This is a genomic window from Bacillus sp. TH22, assembly GCF_016651015.1.
Taxonomy (GTDB): Bacteria; Bacillota; Bacilli; order Bacillales; family Bacillaceae_G; genus Bacillus_A; species Bacillus_A mycoides.
Window position 1 is genome coordinate 2,607,293 of sequence record NZ_JAEKER010000001.1, and the last position, 22,011, is coordinate 2,629,303.

General features: G+C 36.3%; 20 protein-coding genes and 1 other annotated feature. Of the genes, 5 read left to right on the forward strand and 15 right to left on the reverse strand.

Features of this window, described 5'->3' with window-relative positions; translation table 11 throughout:
* Window positions 1-29 precede the first annotated feature (29 nt).
* From lepB to JFU18_RS13260, 3 genes are all read right to left on the reverse strand, one after another.
* Entirely contained in the window at window positions 30-566 is a 537-nt protein-coding gene (lepB, locus tag JFU18_RS13250) for a signal peptidase I (protein ID WP_002010249.1), read from the reverse strand.
* A gap of 288 nt (window positions 567-854) precedes the next feature.
* Window positions 855-1,535: a lysoplasmalogenase gene (locus JFU18_RS13255; RefSeq protein WP_002063659.1), complete on the reverse strand. Its 681-nt coding sequence runs from the start codon at window positions 1,533-1,535 to the stop codon at window positions 855-857.
* 124 nt (window positions 1,536-1,659) lie between these two features.
* Window positions 1,660-2,610 carry a DMT family transporter gene (locus tag JFU18_RS13260; RefSeq protein WP_201034663.1) on the reverse strand — a complete coding sequence of 317 codons (951 nt, stop codon included), beginning with the start codon at window positions 2,608-2,610 and terminating at the stop codon, window positions 1,660-1,662.
* Between the two features lie 365 nt (window positions 2,611-2,975).
* On the opposite strand from JFU18_RS13260, the gene JFU18_RS13265 reads away from it, so the two are divergent.
* Window positions 2,976-4,901 carry a heavy metal translocating P-type ATPase gene (locus JFU18_RS13265; protein WP_201034662.1) on the forward strand — a complete coding sequence of 642 codons (1,926 nt, stop codon included), beginning with the start codon at window positions 2,976-2,978 and terminating at the stop codon, window positions 4,899-4,901.
* A 181-nt stretch (window positions 4,902-5,082) separates the two neighbouring features.
* Here the strand turns inward: JFU18_RS13265 and JFU18_RS13270 are convergent, their stop codons facing one another.
* Genes JFU18_RS13270 through JFU18_RS13280 form a run of 3 tightly spaced genes read right to left on the reverse strand, consistent with a single transcriptional unit; the run spans window position 5,083 to window position 6,991 of the window.
* On the reverse strand, window positions 5,083-5,952 hold the full coding sequence (locus tag JFU18_RS13270; protein ID WP_002063656.1) for a YihY/virulence factor BrkB family protein: 870 nt from the start codon (window positions 5,950-5,952) through the stop codon (window positions 5,083-5,085).
* Between the two features lie 5 nt (window positions 5,953-5,957).
* Window positions 5,958-6,473, reverse strand: a complete 516-nt coding sequence (locus JFU18_RS13275; RefSeq protein WP_002191833.1) for a DUF4075 domain-containing protein — start codon at window positions 6,471-6,473, stop codon at window positions 5,958-5,960.
* 53 nt (window positions 6,474-6,526) lie between these two features.
* Entirely contained in the window at window positions 6,527-6,991 is a 465-nt protein-coding gene (locus JFU18_RS13280) for a low molecular weight protein-tyrosine-phosphatase (protein ID WP_002140258.1), read from the reverse strand.
* A gap of 175 nt (window positions 6,992-7,166) precedes the next feature.
* Between JFU18_RS13280 and JFU18_RS13285 the strand changes: the two genes are divergently transcribed.
* Both JFU18_RS13285 and JFU18_RS13290 read left to right on the forward strand, forming a co-directional pair.
* Window positions 7,167-7,391 carry a DUF1128 domain-containing protein gene (locus JFU18_RS13285; RefSeq protein WP_002010236.1) on the forward strand — a complete coding sequence of 75 codons (225 nt, stop codon included), beginning with the start codon at window positions 7,167-7,169 and terminating at the stop codon, window positions 7,389-7,391.
* A gap of 192 nt (window positions 7,392-7,583) precedes the next feature.
* Window positions 7,584-10,250: a cation-translocating P-type ATPase gene (locus tag JFU18_RS13290; RefSeq protein ID WP_201034661.1), complete on the forward strand. Its 2,667-nt coding sequence runs from the start codon at window positions 7,584-7,586 to the stop codon at window positions 10,248-10,250.
* A 34-nt stretch (window positions 10,251-10,284) separates the two neighbouring features.
* On the opposite strand, the gene JFU18_RS13295 is transcribed toward JFU18_RS13290, so the two are convergent.
* From JFU18_RS13295 to JFU18_RS13325, 7 genes are all read right to left on the reverse strand, one after another.
* Window positions 10,285-11,367 carry a toxic anion resistance protein gene (locus JFU18_RS13295; RefSeq protein WP_002029585.1) on the reverse strand — a complete coding sequence of 361 codons (1,083 nt, stop codon included), beginning with the start codon at window positions 11,365-11,367 and terminating at the stop codon, window positions 10,285-10,287.
* A gap of 18 nt (window positions 11,368-11,385) precedes the next feature.
* Entirely contained in the window at window positions 11,386-13,017 is a 1,632-nt protein-coding gene (locus JFU18_RS13300) for a YceG family protein (protein ID WP_201034660.1), read from the reverse strand.
* A 110-nt stretch (window positions 13,018-13,127) separates the two neighbouring features.
* Complete coding sequence (locus tag JFU18_RS13305; protein ID WP_201034659.1) at window positions 13,128-13,919, reverse strand: TerC family protein; 792 nt, start codon at window positions 13,917-13,919, stop codon at window positions 13,128-13,130.
* Between the two features lie 73 nt (window positions 13,920-13,992).
* On the reverse strand, window positions 13,993-14,571 hold the full coding sequence (locus JFU18_RS13310; protein ID WP_044444321.1) for a TerD family protein: 579 nt from the start codon (window positions 14,569-14,571) through the stop codon (window positions 13,993-13,995).
* Window positions 14,572-14,651: 80 nt separating this feature from the next.
* Complete coding sequence (locus JFU18_RS13315) at window positions 14,652-15,236, reverse strand: TerD family protein (protein WP_002010225.1); 585 nt, start codon at window positions 15,234-15,236, stop codon at window positions 14,652-14,654.
* Window positions 15,237-15,262: 26 nt separating this feature from the next.
* On the reverse strand, window positions 15,263-15,859 hold the full coding sequence (locus JFU18_RS13320) for a TerD family protein (RefSeq protein WP_002029589.1): 597 nt from the start codon (window positions 15,857-15,859) through the stop codon (window positions 15,263-15,265).
* Window positions 15,860-15,987: 128 nt separating this feature from the next.
* Window positions 15,988-16,866 (reverse strand): ROK family protein, encoded by an 879-nt coding sequence (locus tag JFU18_RS13325; RefSeq protein ID WP_201034658.1) that lies wholly within the window; start codon window positions 16,864-16,866, stop codon window positions 15,988-15,990.
* Between the two features lie 233 nt (window positions 16,867-17,099).
* On the opposite strand from JFU18_RS13325, the gene JFU18_RS13330 reads away from it, so the two are divergent.
* Window positions 17,100-18,194 carry a cell wall anchor protein gene (locus tag JFU18_RS13330; protein WP_201034970.1) on the forward strand — a complete coding sequence of 365 codons (1,095 nt, stop codon included), beginning with the start codon at window positions 17,100-17,102 and terminating at the stop codon, window positions 18,192-18,194.
* A gap of 268 nt (window positions 18,195-18,462) precedes the next feature.
* Here the strand turns inward: JFU18_RS13330 and proS are convergent, their stop codons facing one another.
* Together proS and JFU18_RS13340 are read right to left on the reverse strand one after the other, a co-directional pair.
* Complete coding sequence (gene proS / locus JFU18_RS13335) at window positions 18,463-19,893, reverse strand: proline--tRNA ligase (protein WP_002124994.1); 1,431 nt, start codon at window positions 19,891-19,893, stop codon at window positions 18,463-18,465.
* Between the two features lie 45 nt (window positions 19,894-19,938).
* Window positions 19,939-20,146: a binding site (T-box leader), on the reverse strand.
* Window positions 20,147-20,239: 93 nt separating this feature from the next.
* Window positions 20,240-20,533: a YesK-like family protein gene (locus JFU18_RS13340; RefSeq protein ID WP_002124993.1), complete on the reverse strand. Its 294-nt coding sequence runs from the start codon at window positions 20,531-20,533 to the stop codon at window positions 20,240-20,242.
* A 154-nt stretch (window positions 20,534-20,687) separates the two neighbouring features.
* Here JFU18_RS13340 and JFU18_RS13345 point away from each other — a divergent pair, with 154 nt between their 5' ends.
* On the forward strand, window positions 20,688-22,001 hold the full coding sequence (locus JFU18_RS13345; RefSeq protein WP_201034657.1) for an alkaline phosphatase family protein: 1,314 nt from the start codon (window positions 20,688-20,690) through the stop codon (window positions 21,999-22,001).
* Window positions 22,002-22,011: the final 10 nt, after the last annotated feature.

Genomic DNA, 22,011 nt, shown 5'->3' on the forward strand with positions numbered 1-22,011 from the left:
GCAACTAATTCGCTTGGTTTTTCTTATTTTTAATCTACAATTTTCACATGTTCAAATGGATAATATATCGCCATGAACTTTCCTAATACTTCTGTTCTATCAATGAGCCCTAAGCCGTTCCTACTATCCCTACTAACTAAACGATTATCTCCCATCACAAAAATTTTATTTTTAGGAATTGTAATCGGTCCAAAATCTTCAGTTAAATTGATAAGTAATTTTTCTGCCTGTTTTTTATTATTCTTTAAATACTCTTCATTTTTCACTTGATGATTAACATATAATTGATCATTCTTCATCTCAATTACATCTCCTGGTAATCCAATAACTCTCTTCACATAGAAATTATCTGTCTTCACGACAATAATATCCTCTCTCTCATAACTTTCAAATCTCTTTGCAAGTTTATTAATAATTACTTTATCTCCATCTTGTAACGTCGGCCTCATCGATGCTCCTTTTACAGTCGTAGGGAAAAACAAAAAGATTTTTGCCAAAAACACTAATAAACATGCAATTGCAATTATTTCAAAGAATTCACGCAAACGTTTTTTCTTTTGCATCATTCCACCATCTCATCATCTTTTTATTTTTATTATAAGTACTCCGACTAGTTAATTTCCACAAAATTCTGAATTATAACATTAGAATATTACAAATATAAAAATAATAATCCCTATAAATTCACTATTTTTATATACTATGTTTTCCAGACTATCAAACAGGACTTTTCCTATGAAATTTATGCTTAGAAAGTATAAAATACTGCACAAATTAAACAAACAAATATAATAGCATAGCAATAAAAAAGATACTCTCAAAATAGTCTATCAACTATTTTTGAGAGTATCTTTTTATAATCCTACATATACGATACACATCTGCGCTGCGACATATGTAAACCAAATCCAAAGCGGTTCATACTTCAGTTTGCGCCCTCCGATATCTGTCACGCCGATAATAAAATCAGAAATCACAAACAGTAAACCACCAAGTGCTGGTATCCACCATATTCCTATATTCTCGTAATATAAGGCGAATGCAAAACATGCCATTCCTCCAACCCACAAACCGTAAATTAGAGCGCCTATTGTAAAAAGTTTGTCTTGTTTTTCATTTCGAATAAAGAAAAACCACCCTATAATTAGAAAGAGTCCGTATACGAGTAAACCGATCCAAAAACCATTCCATGAAATACCTGTTTGTAAAAATGCTTTCACATAGAAACAATGTGCAAGAGCGAAAGTAACCATTCCTCCAATTAATCGATGACCAATTGGAATTAATCCTGCCATAAATAAATCCCCTACAGTTGATAAGGTCATACCGAGTGCAACCCACGTACTGTACTCAGCCGATGGATCTTGTAACCATATCCAAATTGCACTTCCTGTTAAAGAAAAACTAAGAATAAGACGAACTGCTAAAGGTAACGGCATATTATTTCTCGTTCTCTTCGTCTGTCCTATTGCATAAATTGCTCCCATTAAAAAAAGAATAATTTGCCCGACTAACACAATGTAAAGTACATTCATAATATGTTCTCCTCAATAAATGCTTTATTCTATCTTTTTTTCGTTACATATATCACGTTCTCCTTTTTCTATGTAAAAAAAGAAGAACAATACTGTTCTTCCATTTTAATCGTTTTTCTGTTCTCTATGCTACTTGTTTTTCTTGCTCAACTTTCTTTTTAACCGGGTTACGATTTACTACAATAATTCCCGCTGCGACACACGCTAAACCAAATAGTACAAAGGAATGGATTGCTTCCCCTAAAATTAGACTTGATAGTAGCACACCAAATACTGGTATAAAGAACATATACATCGAGACTTTCCCTACTTTGTTATACTTCATAATTGTATTCCATATACAGAATCCGGCTGCTGATAAGAACGATAAATATATGAGCATAAGTATTGCATGTAGATTAAATATGAATGGCATCATTCCAACTTGAAATGCACCTATACATAGCAACCCCATTGATCCGAAAATCATCTGATATGCTGTCATATACCCAATATCTAATGTTTTACTACCTTCTTTCGCTAATATGTTTCCATACGAATACATCATGGCTGCCCCAAGAAGTAATAAGCTACCTATTCCAAAATGAAATGATAAACTTCCATCACTCGGTACATTCACTAAAATCACACCGCAAAAACCGATAGCTACTCCAATTACTTTTCGCCTATTTAGAGCATCATCTTTATATAAAAAGTGTGCGAGTAAAATTTGAAAGAATGATGATGTTCCTGAAATAATCGCTCCTTCAATTCCTGAGCTATAACTCATTCCAATATAAAAACATATATATTGAAGAAAAGTTTGAAACAAGCCAATTTGAACTAACTGCCTTCCTGTTCCTTTTTTGAACTTCATATCTTTTCCTAACGCTTTAAAAAATAATAAGAGCATTACACCAGATAAGAAAAAGCGATAGCCAGCAAATAATATTTGTTCCCCGACTTCTTGTGGCTGAATTCCAAGTTCAGCATAGCTTAATTTAATAAAGGGAAATGCGCTTCCCCATAAAAATGTTGCTACTATTGCAGCAATAAACACGCCAATCGGATGGGTAAAAAATTTCTCTGTCTTCAACTTGATGTCTTCCTTTCCGACCTTTTTATGAACAATATTCATATATACCAAAGGAAATGCGAAAACACAAGTTTTCAGTTTATCCCGCTATTCGCCGGGCAGTAAAAGCCCGATTGGCGAGGGCTAATAATCAGCGTGGGATGAACAAAACCCCCACTAATTAAAGTTTCACTTTATACTAAAACAAAAACATATCATCTAAGAAAAACATATGCTATACTATAGAATAATTACAACATAATAACTATTAAAATCAGATTCAACAGAAATGCTGCTATCCATTATGGATGGCAGCTTTCGTCGTTTTATAGGGGTTTCGATTTTGATTCTTTTTCTCAATAAGAATTCGGAAGGAGCGAGTAGTAATGAACGCAGAAGTAAAAACATTACAAGCACAAAAAGATATTTCTAATCCCTCTTTATGGGATACATTAAAGAAACATTATGAACTTATATTTGCAATCGCATCTGGTATTTTTATTTTAGCTGGTTGGTTATTCACAAAAAATAATGCAATAAGTGCAGGTATTACTTTATATATCCTTGCTTATGTAATTGGAGGATTTGCAAAAGCGAAAGAAGGCATTGAAGACACAATTGAAGAGAAAGAGCTAAATGTTGAAATGCTCATGATTTTTGCAGCTATCGGCGCCGCAGTTATTGGTTACTGGGCAGAGGGTGCTATTTTAATCTTCATCTTTGCATTAAGCGGAGCAATGGAATCTTATACATTAAGTAAAAGCCAAAAAGAAATTTCAGCGCTTCTTGATCTACAACCTGAAGAAGCATTACGTATTTCAAACGGAACTGAGGAACGTGTTCCAGTTGAACAATTACAAATTAACGATATTATTTTAATTAAGCCAGGTGAGCGTGTTCCTGCTGATGGCACAATTCATACTGGTGAAACAAATATTGATGAAGCTGCTATTACAGGAGAACCCATTCCGAATGAGAAAAAATTCGGCGATGAAGTATTTGCCGGCACTGTAAATTTACGTGGTGCTATTGAAGTTAAAATTACGAAGCCGAGCGATCAAACATTATTCCAAAAGATTATTCGTCTCGTTCAAAGTGCACAAAGCGAAAAATCCCCATCACAACTATTCATCGAAAAATTTGAAGGAACATACGTAAAAGGTGTACTACTTGTTGTTGCGCTTATGATGTTTGTTCCTCATTTCTTACTTGATTGGAGTTGGAATGAAACGTTTTATCGCGCGATGATTTTACTTGTAGTCGCTTCTCCTTGTGCGCTAGTTGCAGCCATTACACCGGCAACTTTATCAGCAATTTCAAACGGAGCGAGAAACGGTATTCTCTTTAAAGGTGGTATTCATTTAGAACGTCTAGCTTCAGTAAAGGCGATTGCCTTTGATAAAACAGGAACATTAACACAAGGAAAACCTACTGTAACAGATGTATACGTTCGAGAAGGCATAGCAGAAAGTGAAGTACTTTCTATTACAGCAGCGATTGAAAGTCACTCTACACATCCTTTAGCAGAAGCGATTGTTAAATATGCAAAACATGCTTACGACATTACGATAAAAAAACCAGAAAACGTTGAAGATGTAACTGGTTTTGGATTAAAAGGAATATTAGAAAACAAATCTTATAAAATTGGTAAAGCTGATTTTATTGGAGAAGAAACAAAGACATTTCATAATGGCATTTCTGCTTCACTTGAAAAAGAGGGGAAAACTGTCGTTTATATTAGTGATGAGGATGGTATTCTTGGACTGATCGCTTTAAAAGATACCCTTCGCCAAGAAACGATAGCGGCTATTCGTGATTTGCAAAGCATTGGTGTCGAAGCAATCATGATTACTGGTGATAATGAAGAAACAGCAAAAGCAATTGCCAATGAAAGTAATATAAAAGAATATTACGCATCATGTTTACCGGAAACAAAAGTTGAAACGATAAAGCAGTTAAAAGAAAAGTACGGCATAGTCGCCATGGTTGGAGATGGTATAAACGATGCACCTGCACTCGCTACTTCTAGTATTGGTGTTGCAATGGGTGAAGGAACAGACGTAGCATTAGAGACTGCAGACGTTGTTCTTATGAAAAACGAATTATCTCGTCTCTCTCAAGCGATCCGTTTATCAAAACGAATGAACCGTATTGTGAAGCAAAACGTTATCTTCTCTTTAGCTGTTATTGCAATGCTGATTTGTTCTAATTTCTTGCAGTTTTTAGCTCTTCCATTCGGTGTTATTGGACATGAAGGAAGTACCATTCTTGTAATCTTGAATGGCTTACGATTATTAAAAGGAAATAAGTAACGGGTCCCTGATAAAGGACCCGTTTTTTTAATGGTAGCTATTGTGACCGTTCGCACTACTGCTCGTTTTATGCTTTGGATGCGAACTGCTCTTTTGCTTATTATTACTTTTATTATTGTGGTTCTTTTTATTATTACTCATGAAATATCCCCCCTGTTCCCTTTTATTATGGAACAAGAGCTCATTTTTCATTACGGGAATTATTGTCACCCGTTCTATAATGATGGAGTAAACCATTAATTTCACCGCCAAGTAAAATTACCCACGCAGTTAAGTAAAACCATAACATTAAAATAATGATACCACCGAGACCACCATATGTATTAGCGTAATTTGCAAATTTATCTACATAATAGGCAAATGAGTACGATACCACAATCCATCCTACAGTAGCAAATATTGCTCCCGATATGACTTCTCTTCGCTTTAATTTCCGATCAGGCGCAAATGTATATAAAAAGCTAAACAAAGCGATTAAGACAAAGAAACTTGCTACTAAACGCGTAATACTCCAAACATAAGAAAAACTATCTGATAAACCAATTGCTTTAAACACGGCTGCCCCAATCACTTGTCCAAATACTGGGACAATTAGTGCAAACACAATCATAAAAATTATCGCTAACGTGAACACGATAGATAAAGCTCTTGTTTTAATAAAGGAACGGGTTTCTGTTACATCATAAGCGCGGTTAAAAGCGTTCATAACCGCATTCACCCCGTTTGAAGCAAACCATAACATCGATAGTAAACCGAATGATAATAAACCACCATTTTGTTCGTTTACAACTTTATCTACGTTTACTTCAATTAAGTTCATCGCATCTTCTGGTACGTACGGTTCTAATAAATTGAGCACACTTTCTGTTTGAAGGTCAATAAAGCCAAGAAGCGTAATTAAGAAAACAAGCCCAGGGAAAATCGCAAGCAAGAAGAAATAAGCGAGCTGTGCTGCTAAGCCCGCTACATCATCGCGCATCGTCCGGTCATATAAATCTTTCCCAAACGAAAAAGTGCGATTTCTTTTTGCTTTTTCTAGAAATTTCCTCATATTTTTTAGACGCTTTTCTTCTCTTCTTTATTTTGCTTTAGCTCAATGTATGCTTCAGTTTTTTTTTCCTCTGCATTTGAGTCCTTCATAAATAATTCACGCGCTTCTTTCATACCACCATCTTCAGCTACTACTGGCTCTTCTTCTGCTTTAAGCTCATCTACCTTTGGAGATACAGCTTGAATTTCAATCGTTTCCGGCTTTTCTACTGGCACAACTTTTCTCTTACTAAAAATTTCTTTCGTCTCTTTTAACGTTTCTACAACAGACGGCGTCAATTTTTTGATTTCTGCTACTTTCGCTTTTACTACATTGAAATCAGCAAGTTCGCGTCCTTTATCTGTAACAGTTTGCACTTTTTCTTTTATCTTCGAATTTTCACCAATTTCAATCATCTTTGTTTTTGCTTTTTCTGCCGTGTTTTTTACTTTTTCACGGTTTTCTTTCTTTAACATAGATACAGCTACACCTGCAGCTACACCAATCGCAATGTTTCGAGCAATATTATTTTTCTTTGCCATATTCCTTCACCCTTTCATTTCTTATATTAGAAAGTATTACTTTCTAAGCTTCCTCATATTCCTTGTTCATTTCGAATGAAAGCTACTAGCTTTGCACACCCTTCTGTTACAAGGTCATACACTTCTTGGAAGTTCCCTGTAAAGTAAGGGTCAGGAACGTCTGTCCAGCCACCGTCTGGAACAAAATCGGACAGTCTACCAATATAGCCTTCAGTTTTACCAAAACTTTTTAAATCCGCTATATTCTTGTTGTCCATGGCAATAATATAATCAAACTTTGTTAAGTCTTCTTTTTCTACTTGCCGTGCTTTAATTCCTTCAAAAGAGACTTCATTTTCTTTTAAAATTTTTTTTGTTCCTTTATGTGGCGGATGACCAATATGCCAATCTCCAGTTCCTGCAGAATCAATGACAATTTTCTCTTCGAGTCCCTCTTTTACGACAAGATCCCGAAAAATTGCTTCTGCCATTGGAGAACGACAAATGTTCCCAAGACAAACAAACAATACTCGGACCATATTTTTGTTTCTTCCCTTCTTGGTGCATTTCTTAACATATACTTATAGTATAAACAACCAATTATTAATTATAAAGGAAATCCCTACTAATTTAATAGGATTGAAAAGTTTCATTAACGAAAATGATAAAAAAATGTTAAGATAACCTTATGTTATTTTAAAGGGGGACACTTCGGTGGATTTATCCGTAAAATCAGAAGCAAACGTTGAATATATGGTAGAAGCTATTAAAGAAAAATTACGCATGGTTAATGCTGGAGCAATGAGAGCTGCTAGTTTTAACGAAGAAATGTACGAGGACTTACGTGACATTTATGAGCACGTTATGAAACGTGAAACATTCAGTATTAGTGAAATGCAAGCTATTACTGAGGAATTAGGTACATTAATTAAAAAATGACAAAGAGCCTCACGTATTCGAGGCTCTTTTAATTTCAACAAATTCATGACAACTCTTCTCTTTTCCTCCTCACATTCTAAATTACTGTACAATGAAAGTAGAACCTCACCTTAGATTTTTTCTCCATACATACTACTCTCAAAAAATTGCCACACTACCATTGCTAACTGTTTTTACTGGAGGTGCTTACTTATGAGCAATTGGTACAGTAAGACGAAAAATCAAACATTAATCGCCCTAGAAACAAATGAACAACACGGTTTAACAGATAAAATCGTAAATGAACGTTTACAGCAATATGGTTCTAATGAATTAGCTACCAAACAAAAACGTACTTTATGGCAGCGCGTTTTCGCCCAAATTAATGACGTCCTTGTATATGTCCTTATTATCGCTTCCCTTATTTCCGCCTTTGTAGGTGAATGGGCCGATGCAAGTATTATCGCGCTCGTTGTAGTTTTAAATGCTGTTATCGGTGTAATCCAAGAATCGAAAGCGGAACAGGCTTTAGAAGCATTGAAAAAGATGGCAACACCTAAAGCTATCGTAAAGCGAGATGGTGAACTAAAAGAGATTCCATCTGAGCACGTCGTTCCAGGTGATATCGTTATGCTTGATGCTGGGCGGTATATCCCCTGCGATTTACGACTTATCGAAACTGCGAATTTAAAAATTGAAGAATCTGCTCTAACTGGTGAATCTGTCCCTGTCGATAAAGATGCAGTCTACCACCCTTCCATGCAAAATGATGAGCAAGTACCATTAGGTGATCAAAAAAACATGGCCTTTATGTCGACGTTAGTAACATACGGACGTGGCGTCGGTGTTGCTGTTGAAACTGGGATGAACTCACAAATTGGCAAGATCGCTACCCTTTTACATGAAGCAGACGATGATATGACACCACTTCAAAAAAGCTTAGCACAAGTAGGAAAATATTTAGGATTTGTCGCTGTAGCTATTTGCACTACTATGTTTCTCATCGGTTTTTTACAGGGCCGAGATACGTTAGAAATGTTTATGACCGCAATTAGTTTAGCTGTTGCAGCCATTCCAGAAGGCTTACCAGCTATCGTTTCCATCGTTCTTGCAATTGGTGTTCAGCGTATGATTAAACAAAACGTTATCATTCGTAAACTACCAGCTGTTGAAGCTCTCGGTTCTGTCACAATTATTTGTTCAGATAAAACAGGTACATTAACTCAAAATAAAATGACCGTTACTCACTTTTATAGTGATCGCACATACGACCAACTAAAAAATTTGAATGTAAATAATGATGCACACCGTCTATTATTAGAAAATATGGTTTTATGCAACGATGCCTCTTACGGTGCCGACTCACAAACAGGGGATCCTACAGAAATTGCCCTTCTTGTTGCCGGAAGCTCTTTTAACATTCAAAAAGATCATTTAGAAAATAAACATGAACGTGTTAACGAATTGCCTTTCGATTCTGATCGTAAAATGATGTCAACTGTACATACGTACGATGAAGGCTACTATAGCATGACGAAAGGTGCTATTGATAAACTTTTACCTCACTGTACCCATATCTTTATAAATAATAAACTTGAGGTCCTAAAAGATTCTGATAAAAATCAAATATTAGAAGCTGCCGGGTCAATGTCGCAAGAAGCCTTAAGAGTACTTTCATTCGCATATAAACGATACGATTTAAACGATATGGATATAAATCATCTCGAAGAAAATCTCATCTTTATCGGTCTTGTCGGTATGATTGATCCACCACGTACAGAAGTAAAAGATTCAATTACAGAATGTAAAAAGGCTGGTATTCGCACAGTTATGATTACGGGTGATCATAAGGATACCGCCTTTGCAATTGCCAAAGAACTTGGCATTGCTGAAGAAATATCTGAAATCATGATTGGAACTGAATTAGATAACATTCCAGATACAGAACTAGCAAGTAAAATTAATCACTTAAATGTATTCGCTAGGGTCTCTCCAGAACATAAAGTGAAGATTATAAAAGCATTACGTGCTAAAGGAAATATCGTTTCCATGACTGGTGACGGTGTAAATGATGCTCCATCTTTAAAACAAGCAGATGTTGGAGTAGCAATGGGAATTACAGGAACAGATGTCGCAAAAGGCGCAGCAGATGTAGTTTTAACAGATGATAACTTCTCATCTATTGTGAAAGCTGTTGAAGAAGGAAGAAATATTTATCGTAATATTAAAAAGTCTATTCTCTTCCTACTTTCTTGTAACTTCGGCGAAATTATAGCTCTCTTTTTAGCTATTTTACTCGGCTGGGCAACACCACTACGCCCTATTCACATTTTGTGGGTAAATTTAATTACAGATACACTGCCTGCATTATCACTCGGTGTTGATCCTGAAGATCCAGATGTGATGAAGGAAAAACCACGACATGCGAAAGAAAGCTTATTTAGCGGCAGCGTTCCTTTTCTTATTTTCAATGGGGTTGTAATTGGACTTCTTACTTTAACAGCCTTTATCGTTGGGGCAAAGCTCTATACAGGAGATACAAATTTATTTCCTCTCTTCCCAGAGCAAATTGATGAAGACGCGCTATTACACGCTCAAACGATGGCATTTGTCGTTCTTAGTTTCTCTCAACTCGTTCATTCATTTAACTTACGTTCAAGAACGAAATCAATTTTTTCAATTGGGATATTTACAAATAAATATTTAGTCTTCTCACTTCTAATCGGTGTTCTTATGCAAGTGTGTATCATCTCCATCCCACCTCTTGCCAATATATTCGGTGTGCATGCATTAACAATGCGAGATTGGGGATTTGTTCTCTTGTTAAGTATCATTCCGCTTGTTGTGAATGAAATCATTAAATTAGTTAAGAGAAACTAAAAGGCAATGAGGACTGTTCCTCATTGCCTTTTCTTTATCCTTGTAATTCTTTTTTGATGTTCTCTGTTAATGTAGCCATACGCTTACGACTTTCTTCACGCTCACGTTTATTTTGCTCTTCAATTTGTTGTGTTTCTTGCATACCTCTTGAAATAATGTTCCAAGTTTCCTCAAGTGTTTCCATCTTAATACTAGAAGAACCTGATAATCTCGCTACTTCCACACTTTGAGTTGCGATATTTTGTGCATTTTTCTTAAGTAATTCATTTGTACGGCGATCAAGTTCAGCCATAGAGTCCGCAACAAGCTTTTGACGTTTCGCATTTACCGCTTGAATGATACCATTTTTAAAGATAGGAATCGTTGTAATAAATGCCGTATTGATTTTACCGATTAATTTATTGTTACCGCGTTGAATCATACGAATTTGTGGTGCTGTTAATAGAGCAACCATACGTGCTTTTTCTAAATCATCAATACGTTGTTCTAAAATTTCAACAGAGTTTTTAAGCGATTCTAATTCAATACCCGCTAACTGATCATTATTACGTATGCGCTCTTCGTACATCGGAACTAACTCTGTATTTAAACGCTCTAATAACATTTCCCCTGCTACTACGTATTTTTCTAAGTCTAAATAATACTTTAAGTTTTGCTCATATAAACCATCTAACGTACCAATTGATTTTTTCATTTCATCTTGATACTTCGTAATTTCTACGTATACTTTATCCATTTCGCGACCCATCGTCTGATACTTACTAAAGATTTGTTCAATCATTTTATCTGCTTTTTTGAACATACGTGAGAAGAAACCACTTTTCTCTTCCGCAAAGTCTTTACTATCAAATCTGTCCATAATTTTACCAAGCTGCTTTAATAATTCACCAGAGTCTTCTACTTTCGATAAAGACATTGTATGTAAAATTTGATCAGCGAAACGTGAAATTTCCATAGAAGGTTCTTTTCCGAGTTCAATTAATTCTAATTGATCTTTAATGTCTACTGCGTTATAAATACGTTGCACTTCTGCATCTTGTCTAAGTTGCAAGCGAACATCTTGTGCGGTTTGCTCATTCAATTCTGTTTTCGAATCTAGTACGACTGGGTTATTCATATGGTATTCTCCCTTTCCTTATAAAAATGGACGAAATAGTCCTTTTATTGTTTGTGATAAATTTTTATAGGCTGATGAACCATGAAATTCAAGATCGAAATTAACTTCTTCAAGCCAATGTGAATCAAATGCTCCTGATTCAATATACGGTTCAATATCGTTTCTCCCCGTTGGATTAAAGTGGAATACATCTACTCCAATTTGATTTAAAAATAGTAATAACACAGCATCAGAACGACTTAATTCTCCGCTCTTCTCATTATTAAATATAACAATTTTCGGTACTTCTTGCGAATAATCAAATTTCTCAAGCTGCTCTAAAATGTTCGGTGGTATTTGAGAGAGTTGTGCGAAAACATACAGCGCTACATCTTGTTTCGTCTCTTTCGCAATTGGTTTACACATTTCACTTTCACACGTATGGATCATTGCTTCTGCAATACCATGTTGTAATCCTTCTGGTAAACGCTTATGCGGCCACCAATGGCTGTTCATAATTAAATCCGGATGTAACTTCCCCCCGCGGTCCAATGCATCTCGATAATGATATTGGAAATTCGCTTTTTGTTCTTTCGTAAACGGGAATGTATTAATTAATAAACTGTTATCAAATGATGTAACAGCCTTTAGTCGCTGAAAATATTCTTTATCATTCTTTGAAACGCCTGATATTTTTGCAAATAAAGAAGGAATATAAATATGCTTATTTTCAACAAAGAATGTTGGGCGTACAAATGCCTTTTCTTTCGTAATTAAAAAGAGTTCATCGTACGTCGTTTTGAGCGTACGGGCTACAGGTGTATACGAACGGAATTGCCACGGTTTGTATAATAATGAATTATCGTGGTGAAGTACTTGCTCGATTTCTTTTGAAGCTTGATAAGCTACCGTTGCGACGCGTTCACGACGCCGATCAGGAAATGGTTCCAATGAAATACGGCCTGAATGAGATACGACAAATGTCTTTCCTTCCTCATCTACACTCTCAAATCCATCTTTTCCTTCTGGGTGATAATAAAGCACATCACAGCCGAGCATAATAAGAAAGTATAAGAAATATATACGACTCTCCGTCGCATCACCGTACCAAACGATACGTGGCATTTGTTTCTTATAATTAATCGTAGAGAACCACTTCGCTACGTAATTTTCACTTAATTTAATCATATCGATTAAGAAACGCCGGAATCCTTCTGTTTTTAAAGATTGATTATGTTGTTTCTCATACAATTTCAATACAGAAATAAACGTCGTATGTATATAATGCTGTAAATCAGGATTGTCTACTTGCGGTAATAGTTGTTTTCCAGACAGATGGGCGACAAGCCTATTTACTGTAAGGCCATTCGGTGCTTCTTGATGTAATGTAAAAACCTCTTGAATATGGCGCAGTTTTTCGGGATCAATCACCTTATTTAAATTTTGTTCATGCAAAACCACGATCCCTTTCACTTCGCTATAATCAAATAGCTCATTGAAATATTCATCTACATCATTAGGAACACCAAGAATACGAGTTGCTATATAACTAAACTTCATCTCATTCTCTGTCAGTTCATATTGTGGGCGTTTTTCTAAAAGCGCTTCAAATTGCTTTAAATCTGATTCTTCTTTTAATGCACATGGTTGAAGTGTAAAACGTGAAAACACAACAGTTCACCTCCAAAAACATTTACGTTTTTTATAAAGTCTCTCTTCTATTATAAACTATTTTTAGTTATAAAAAATGGGCGCTCGCATAACGAGCAAACCCATTTCAATTATTTATGTTCATTTTTAGTAGCTGCAACTTCTTCTTTAGCTTGTCCAGAATTCTTCATGTAGTGAAGTATAAATGTTGCTCCAAACGCTATAACTAAAATAATAAAGAACAGCGTATGACTTACTTCAATATGAATAACAGACAGTAGCATTTTTGCTGCAATAATTAAGATTAAAATATATGCTGTCGTTTCCAGTTCTGGAATACGTTCTAACAATTTTAAGAATACGCCAGCAATACCACGCATCATTAAAATACCGAGCATTCCGCCTAATAGTAAAATCCAAACTTCATTCGATACACCAAATGCAGCAAGTACACTATCTACAGAGAATGCGATATCCATTAATTCAACCATCGCAACTGTCCCCCAGAAGACACCGAACATTCTGAAGAGAATACTATTTCGGTTCATACCATGAGCTTCCTCTTCTTCTGCATTACCTTTTCTTTTATCAATGAAGTATTTAACTGAAAGCCAAGCTAAGTAAAGTGCACCTAACACTTTTACCCACCATAATTTAATTAAGAACATTCCGATTCCAATTGCAATAAAACGGAATACATAAGCTCCAATAAGTCCATAGAATAATGCTTTTTTTCGTTTTTCTTCTGGAAGATGTTTTACCATTACCGCTAACACAAGTGCATTGTCAGCAGATAATAACCCTTCTAGTACAACAAGTGTACCTATTAACCCCCAAGATACTGGATCTTGTAACACTTTAATCCACATGTCCAAGTCGAAAAACTGAGCATACGTATCAAGGATTCCTTGCAAAATACTCATCTTACCTTTATCCCCTATTCTTTGCTAGATTTATAGAAAGGTCAAAAAAAGGAAACGAATACCGTTTCCCTTCTTATGCATCCAAGCCATACGCTTTTACAAGCGCACCTAATCCACCTTGGAATCCGCTTCCTACTGCACTAAACTTCCACTGTCCATTATGACGATATAATTCACAAAAGACAACTGCTGTTTCAATGGAGAAATCTTCCCCTAAATCAAAACGAAGAACTTCTTCGTTTGTTTCTTCATTTGCTAAACGAACGAATGCATTTGCAACCTGTCCAAAGTTTTGATTACGGCCTTCACCATCATAAATTGTAACTGTAATAGCAATTTTATGAACATCTGCTGGAACCTTTTTCAAATCGACAACAAGTTGCTCATCATCACCGTCACCTTCACCTGTACGGTTATCTCCTGTATGTAAAACTGATTCACAAGGAGACTGTAAATTATTATAGAAAATAAAATCAGTTTCCTTCGTACATTTCCCGTTCGCATCTAATAAAAAGGCAGATGCATCTAAATCGAAATCAGATCCACCATCATAAGATTTAATATCCCATCCAAGACCAATTACTGCTCTTGATAAACCTGGGCTTGTTTTAGCTAAATCAATTTTCTGTCCTTTTTGCAATTGAATAACCATATATATTCACCTCTATATTTTAATTTTTTAAAATATATCCATCAGTAAATACGCGTTTCACTGATGGATATATAAATCTATTACTCTACATCTAAACCAAAGTTATTACATAGAGAACCTAATCCACCTTGGAATCCACTTCCGATTGCATTAAATTTCCATTCACCTGCGTGACGGTATAATTCGCTCACTACTACAGCTGTTTCAATAGAGAAATCTTCTCCTAAATCGTAACGAATTAATTCTGCATTCTTTTCTTCATCCATAATACGTACGAAAGAATTAGAAACTTGTCCGAAGTTTTGGCTGCGGCCTTCTCCATCATAAATTGTAATTGTGAAACAAATACGCTCAATGTTAGCAGGAACATTTTTTAAGTCTATTTTAATTGTTTCATCGTCGCCTTCACCTTCACCTGTACGGTTATCTCCTAAATGCTCTACAGCACCATTCGCACCTTTTGGATTATTATAGAAGACGAAATCCTCTGCACCTGAAACTTTACCGTTAGCACCTACTAAGAAGATACTAACATCTAAATCGAAATCATTTTGTCCGTCATAACGATTCGTATCCCAACCAAGTCCTACAAGAACTTTCGAAAGACCTGGATTTGTTTTTGTTAAGTCTACCTTTTGTCCTTTTTTCAATGAAATAGATGCCATATTATACTATTCCTCCTTGGTTTATTTTATTGGTAACGTGATACAATCTCACTTAAGTTTTTATCTTGTGTTCCTTCTCCCACTGCTGAAAACTTCCATTCGTTTCCGTCTCGGTACATTTCACCTGCAATTAAAGTCATTTTGCCAGCATAATTATCTGACAAGTTATAACGCGCTAATTCTTCACCTGTTTGTGGGTTTTGAATACGAATATATGCATTGCGAATCATCCCAAAGTCTTGACGACGATTTACACAGTCATAAATATTTACAACGAATACTAAACGATTAATACGGCTCGGAACTTTATGTAATTCTACGAAAATTGTTTCGTCGTCACCAGCGCCTTCACCTGTTAAATTATCTCCTGAATGAATAATACTACCACAAGTAGAAAGTTTGTTGCCGAAGTAAACTAGATCATTTTTGTTTAAAAAACGATCCCCTTCTAACATAACGACAGATGCATCACAATCTACACTTGGTTTACTTCCAAATAAAGAAGACAGAAACCCACCTGATTGCCCAATTGGATCCCAGCCTAAGCCAACCTGTAGTTTCGCTACTCTCGGTTGTCCTTTCGTTAAATCAATCTTTTGTCCTTTTTCTAAAATAATAGGCATGAAGTTTCTTCCTTTCTACAAAGCATTTTCCAAATCGGAAAACATTGTATTCTCCTCTTATATTGTAGCATTATTTATCTAATGAGAAAAAGGATAAATTCTCAATTATATGAAAACAGATACTATATTTATTTATACTGATGTGATAAGTGGTAAATAGAACCAATCATTCCTGCACAATTGCCGCTTTGCGCAAGTTTAATCTCACAATTACTATAAATATCTTGATTTAAGTATGTTCCTATCTCTTCCTTCACTTCATTTAAAAAATCATCTCCTCTTTCAGTAATTCCCCCACCAATAATAATCATTTTCGGATTAAAAATATAAGCAAGATTACTAATTCCAATCGCCAAATGTTTAAAGAAAATCTTCACGGCTTGAGTAACACCGCTATCACCCTTATCATATAATTCGAAAATTGTTTTACCATCCCACTCCTTTTTACCTTTATATCTTCGGACGAGATGAATTAATCCCGAAATTGAGGCAACCTCCTCAAAAGTTTTCCCTTCTATTAACATGTTCCCCCATTCCCCAGCGCCAAACGAATGTCCACGGTATAACTCCCCATTTATAACAATTGCTCCACCAATGCCCGTTCCAAGCGTAAGCATAATAAAATCGCTTTCTCCCCTCCCTGTACCTTTCCATTTCTCGCCTAAGGCCGCACAATTAACATCATTTTCAATAGATACAGGAACTTTTAATACTTCTTGTAGTCTCTCAACAATAGAAATATTAGCATAACGCGGAATATGATCCACACCTCCCGTTATAACTCCTTTATCAATATCAACAATTCCCGCTGTACTAATACCAATTCCGGAAATAGTATGTTCAGTCATTAACTTTTTTGATAAATATATAAGCTTTTGAACAATTTGTTCCCCGCCCAAGTGAATTTCTGTTGGGACCTTTTTATGTATTAGTACTACCCCTATTTCTGAAACAATTCCATATTTAATTTGCGTACCACCAATATCAAATGCAATATACTCTTTCATCCGTTACCACTTCCTCTACTATTATGAGTGTAAATTCTCCATCACTCTACTATATTCACATTAACTCTTTTCTCCCTTTAGAAATACACCTCCTTTTTCTTATGAAGTGGACTTGTTCAGTGCCCTCCCTTTTTCTATATATAGTTTTTTTGCATAAAACTCTTTTTCCTATGAAATATTACAAAGGGGTGTATTTTAGATGGAACAATAATTTTTTCTTCAGGAGGAAAACAATGACAAAAATCTTCATTTTAGCATCAACACTTTCTTTATCCTTTTTTAGCGGCTTAAATATTGGTAATGCTGCAACTGAAAACTTCAATCCAATAACAAACGCTATTGTACAAAATAACGATAATTTAGCAGAAGGTAATTCAAAAGATAATAATAAACCTCCAGGAAACAATGGTTCTCAGGACGATAGCGGTTCTGACGGCAGTGGTTCTGGTGGCAACGGTTCTGGTGGCAATGGTTCTGGTGGCAACGGTTCTGACGGCAATGGTTCTGGTGGCAGTGGTTCTGGCGGCAACGGTTCTGGTGGCAGTGGTTCTGGTGGCAGTGGTTCTGGTGGCAATGGCTCTGGTGGCAACGGTTCTGGTGGCAACGGTTCTGACGGCAATGGTTCTGGTGGCAGTGGTTCTGGCGGCAACGGTTCTGGTGGCAACGGCTCTGGTGGCAGTGGTTCTGGTGACAATGGCTCTGGTGGCAATGGTTCTGGTGGCAACGGTTCTGGTGGCAGTGGTTCTGGTGGCAACGGTTCTGGTGGCAGTGGTTCTGGTGGCAGTGGTTCTGGCGGCAACGGTTCTGGTGGCAACGGTTCTGGTGGCAGTGGTTCTGGTGGCAGTGGTTCTGGCGGTAACGGCTCTGGTGGCAGTGGTTCTGGCGGTAACGGCTCTGGTGGCAGTGGTTCTGGTGACAATGGCTCTGGTGGCAATGGTTCTGGTGGCAACGGTTCTGGTGGCAGTGGTTCTGGCGGCAGTGGTTCTGGCGGCAACGGTTCTGGTGGCAACGGTTCTGGTGGCAGTGGTTCTGGTGGCAGTGGTTCTGGTGGCAGTGGTTCTGGTGGCAGTGGTTCTGGTGGCAGTGGCTCTCAGGGAGGCAACCGTGTTAAAGGCGACAGCAGTTCTCAAGGTGGCAATGGCTCTCAGGGAGGCAACCGTGTTAAAGGCGATAGCGGCTCTCAAAGCGGTAACGCAAAAGATAATGCAACAAAACAAGGCAATAAATTGCCTAATACTGCAACGCATTATCCTGCATCTATTTTAATTGGTCTTTCGACATTCCTAATTGGTGTGTTACTATTTATTCGTCGTAAAAACGCAAAATAAAAAAATCATCCTTCCATCTAAAAATACATGAAACAGATTATAAAGTGAAACTTTAATCAGTGGGGATTTTGTTCATCCCCCACTGATTATTAACCTTCACCAATCGGGCTTTTACGGGCAGCAGGGCTCCCACCTAACTTCTTTGCTCCAGCCGAATTTTGAAGTGGGAGTTTTACTGCCTGACAAATAGCGGGATAAAACTAAAAAGGACTTTGATTGCATTTTATTATGCAATCAAAGTCCTTTTTGCCATCTAGTAGAAAGAGCATTAATACGCTTTTCCCCAATACACCATCTGCTTCGCTTTTTTACTACAGCAAATACATTCGTCAGCTAAACTTTCTTGTTCGAACGGAATACAACGTGAAGATACTCCAACTTCTTCTTTTAATTTTTCTTCACAAGCTAGTTCTCCACACCACATCGCTTTAATAAATCCTTGCTTTTCATCAGCCGCTTTTTTCATCTCTTCGAAATTCGTCACACTATACGTATTCTCATCGCGAAATACTTTTGCTTTGCTAAATAAAGAATGGTGAATTTCCTCAAGTAGTACTGGAATGCGTTCTTCTAATTGATCCATTGATATAAACTCTTTTTCTTTCGTATCTCGCCTTACAAGTACAACTTGATTCTTTTCAATATCCTTTGGACCAACTTCTAATCTAATTGGAACACCCTTCATTTCATACTCATTAAATTTCCAGCCAGGTGTTTTATTGCTAGCATCTATTTTTACACGTGCAACCTTCTGAATACGTCCTTGCAACTCTGTTGCTTTTTCTAACACACCTTCTTTGTGCTGAGCAATAGGAACGATAACAACTTGTACTGGAGCGACTTTTGGCGGCATTACAAGTCCGTTATTATCGCTATGAACCATAATAAGTCCACCTATCATTCTTGTTGATACACCCCAAGATGTTTGATGTACGTATTGCCATTTACCGTTACGGTCTAAAAACTTAATATCAAATGCTTCAGAGAAATTCGTTCCAAAGTTATGAGATGTTCCTGTTTGAAGTGCTTTTCCATCATGCATTAGACTTTCAATCGTATAAGTTGCCTTCGCTCCTGCAAATTTTTCTTTTTCTGTTTTTTGCCCTTTAATAACCGGAATCGCTAAATACTCTTCACAAAAAGCAGCATATAGATTTAAAATATTTAATGTTTCAATTTGAGATTCTTCTGCCGTTTCATGAATCGTATGACCTTCTTGCCATAAAAATTCAGTTGTACGAAGGAATGGTCTCGTCGTCTTCTCCCAACGAACTACTGAACACCACTGGTTATATAACTTTGGTAAATCATTATATGATTGAACAATTTTTGAAAAATGCTCACAGAATAGAGTTTCAGATGTAGGGCGTATACAAAGTCTTTCCGCCAATTTCTCATCCCCGCCATGAGTAACCCATGCTACTTCAGGAGCAAATCCTTCAACATGATCTTTCTCTTTTTGTAATAAACTCTCTGGAATAAACATTGGCATGTACACATTTTCATGACCAGATTCTTTTAATTTTTCATCCATCACTTTCTGCATATTTTCCCATAATGCATAACCGTATGGACGTAAAATCATGCAACCTTTCACACTTGAATAATCAACAAGCTCCGCTTTTTTTACAATATCGGTATACCACTGAGCAAAGTCTTCTTCCATTTTCGTAATGGCTTGTACTTGTTCTTTTACCATAGTCATTCTTCCTCCTTTAGAAAATAGAAAAAGCCCGCGTCCCCAAATAGGGACCGAGCTTTGTCGGCGTTACCACCCTGATTCATACACAAAAAAATTGAGTATGCTCTCTTTTTGATAACGGGAATTTCCCGCTGCATATGCAGAACTCAAAGGTAGGTTCCATATCGCCTCTTTAAGAATCTTCCAGCCAAAAGGATTCTCTCTCTGCAAAAAGGTAAGACATGTACTATTCCTTTTTCATCGTTATAACAAAATAAATTTGTTGAATATCATAATATAAATTTTATTTCAAAACAAGAGCCAATTTTCTTATTTTTATACATTTTTTTCAATTATCACTGTTTTATACGTAACTTTTCCGAACTATTTTTACAAGTTGATGAGCAACCATACCAATTAGTGTACCAATTAAAACGAAGAAACAAATAAATCCGTATCCCATTCCTTCCCAACCACCAATAGCGATCATTGTTACAGGAAAGAAAGCTAAACAAAGAAGTACTAAACTAAGTGCAAATATAATATCAAACTGTTTGTCTGGAAAACGTTTCTTTAGTAAATATGACATAAAAAATACAAGGAGAACGGTGACTCCACCAATGATGTAAAAGATACCAAATCCATCTAGCCAATCCATAGTATTCCCTCCTTCCATTCATTCCCTTATACTTATTATATGTTTAATTTTTCTGAAAATAAATAACGAAATTTTATTCAAAAATATATTTTTATTACCAGGTATTAATAGTAATATATAAGAATAGGTTTTAGATAATCAGGAGGGAAACTTTATGGATAAAGCATTAACAAATCGCGTCATTATTTTATCTTTTGACTGCTTATCAGCTTTAGATTTTCCTATATTACAAAAACTACCTAATTTCCAAACTTTAATAAAAAGGGGCGCGATTGCGAAAAAAGTGGAGCCAATTTATCCTTCTGTAACATATCCAAGCCACTCAACAATCGTAACCGGTAATTATCCTAATAAGCATGGCGTTGTCAGCAATACGTTACTTCAACCAGGACGTGATTCACCAGATTGGCATTGGTACCGAAAGTCCATTAAAGGAACAACTTTATATGATGAAGCACGCAAAGCAAATTTAACGACAGCAGCCCTTCTATGGCCTGTTACTGGAAGAGCAAATATCGATTACAATTTACCAGAAATTTTTCCAAATAGACCGTGGAAAAATCAAATTTTAGTTTCATTATTTAGCGGTAGCCCGCTATATCAATTAGATTTAAATCGTCGTTTCGGCCATATACGAAATGGATTGTCACAGCCTGAGCTTGATAATTTCGTCCTTGCTTCTGCCGTACATACAATTCAGACGAAAAAGCCTAATGTTATGTTTGTACATTTTACTGATTTAGATACTCAAAGACATTACCATGGCTTCGAGTCCGAGGAAACAGTAGCTGCAATCCACAGACACGACGAACGCCTCGGAAAAATTATCCATACATTAAAAGAAAGTGGTATATACGAAGAAAGTACAATTATTGCACTTGGTGACCATAGCGCTTTAAGTGAAAACAAAGCAATCCAATTAAATGTCCTATTCTGTCAAAAAGGGCTTATATCCGTAAATAAACGTGGAAAAATACACGATTGGAAAGCTTATTGCCAAAGCTGCGATGGATCTGCCTACGTACATGTAAAGGATAAAAATGATACTGAAACGATTAAAGAGATTCAACTTCTTCTTGAAGAGCTTCTTCAGGATAAACAAAATGGAATTGAATTTATTCTGCACGATGAAGATGCAAAGGAACGTGGCGCTGATGGTAATTGCTTATTTATGCTAGAGGCCATGGAAGGTTATTACTTCATTGAAAATTATACAGGTGATTTCATAAAAGAAATTAATAAAGAAGATGTTAATTCTAGTAAGAAATATACATTTGGAACACATGGATATTCCCCAACAAAACCTAACTATGAAACAATTTTTATGGCTGCTGGGAAAGGCATTCAAAGCGGCGTTACAATTCCGTATATGAGACTGATTGATGAAGGTCCGACTATCGCTAGGTTACTCGGTTTGCACTTAGGTGAAACAGACGGCGCATTTGTAGAGGATTTACTTCAATTGTAAAGAACTGTGT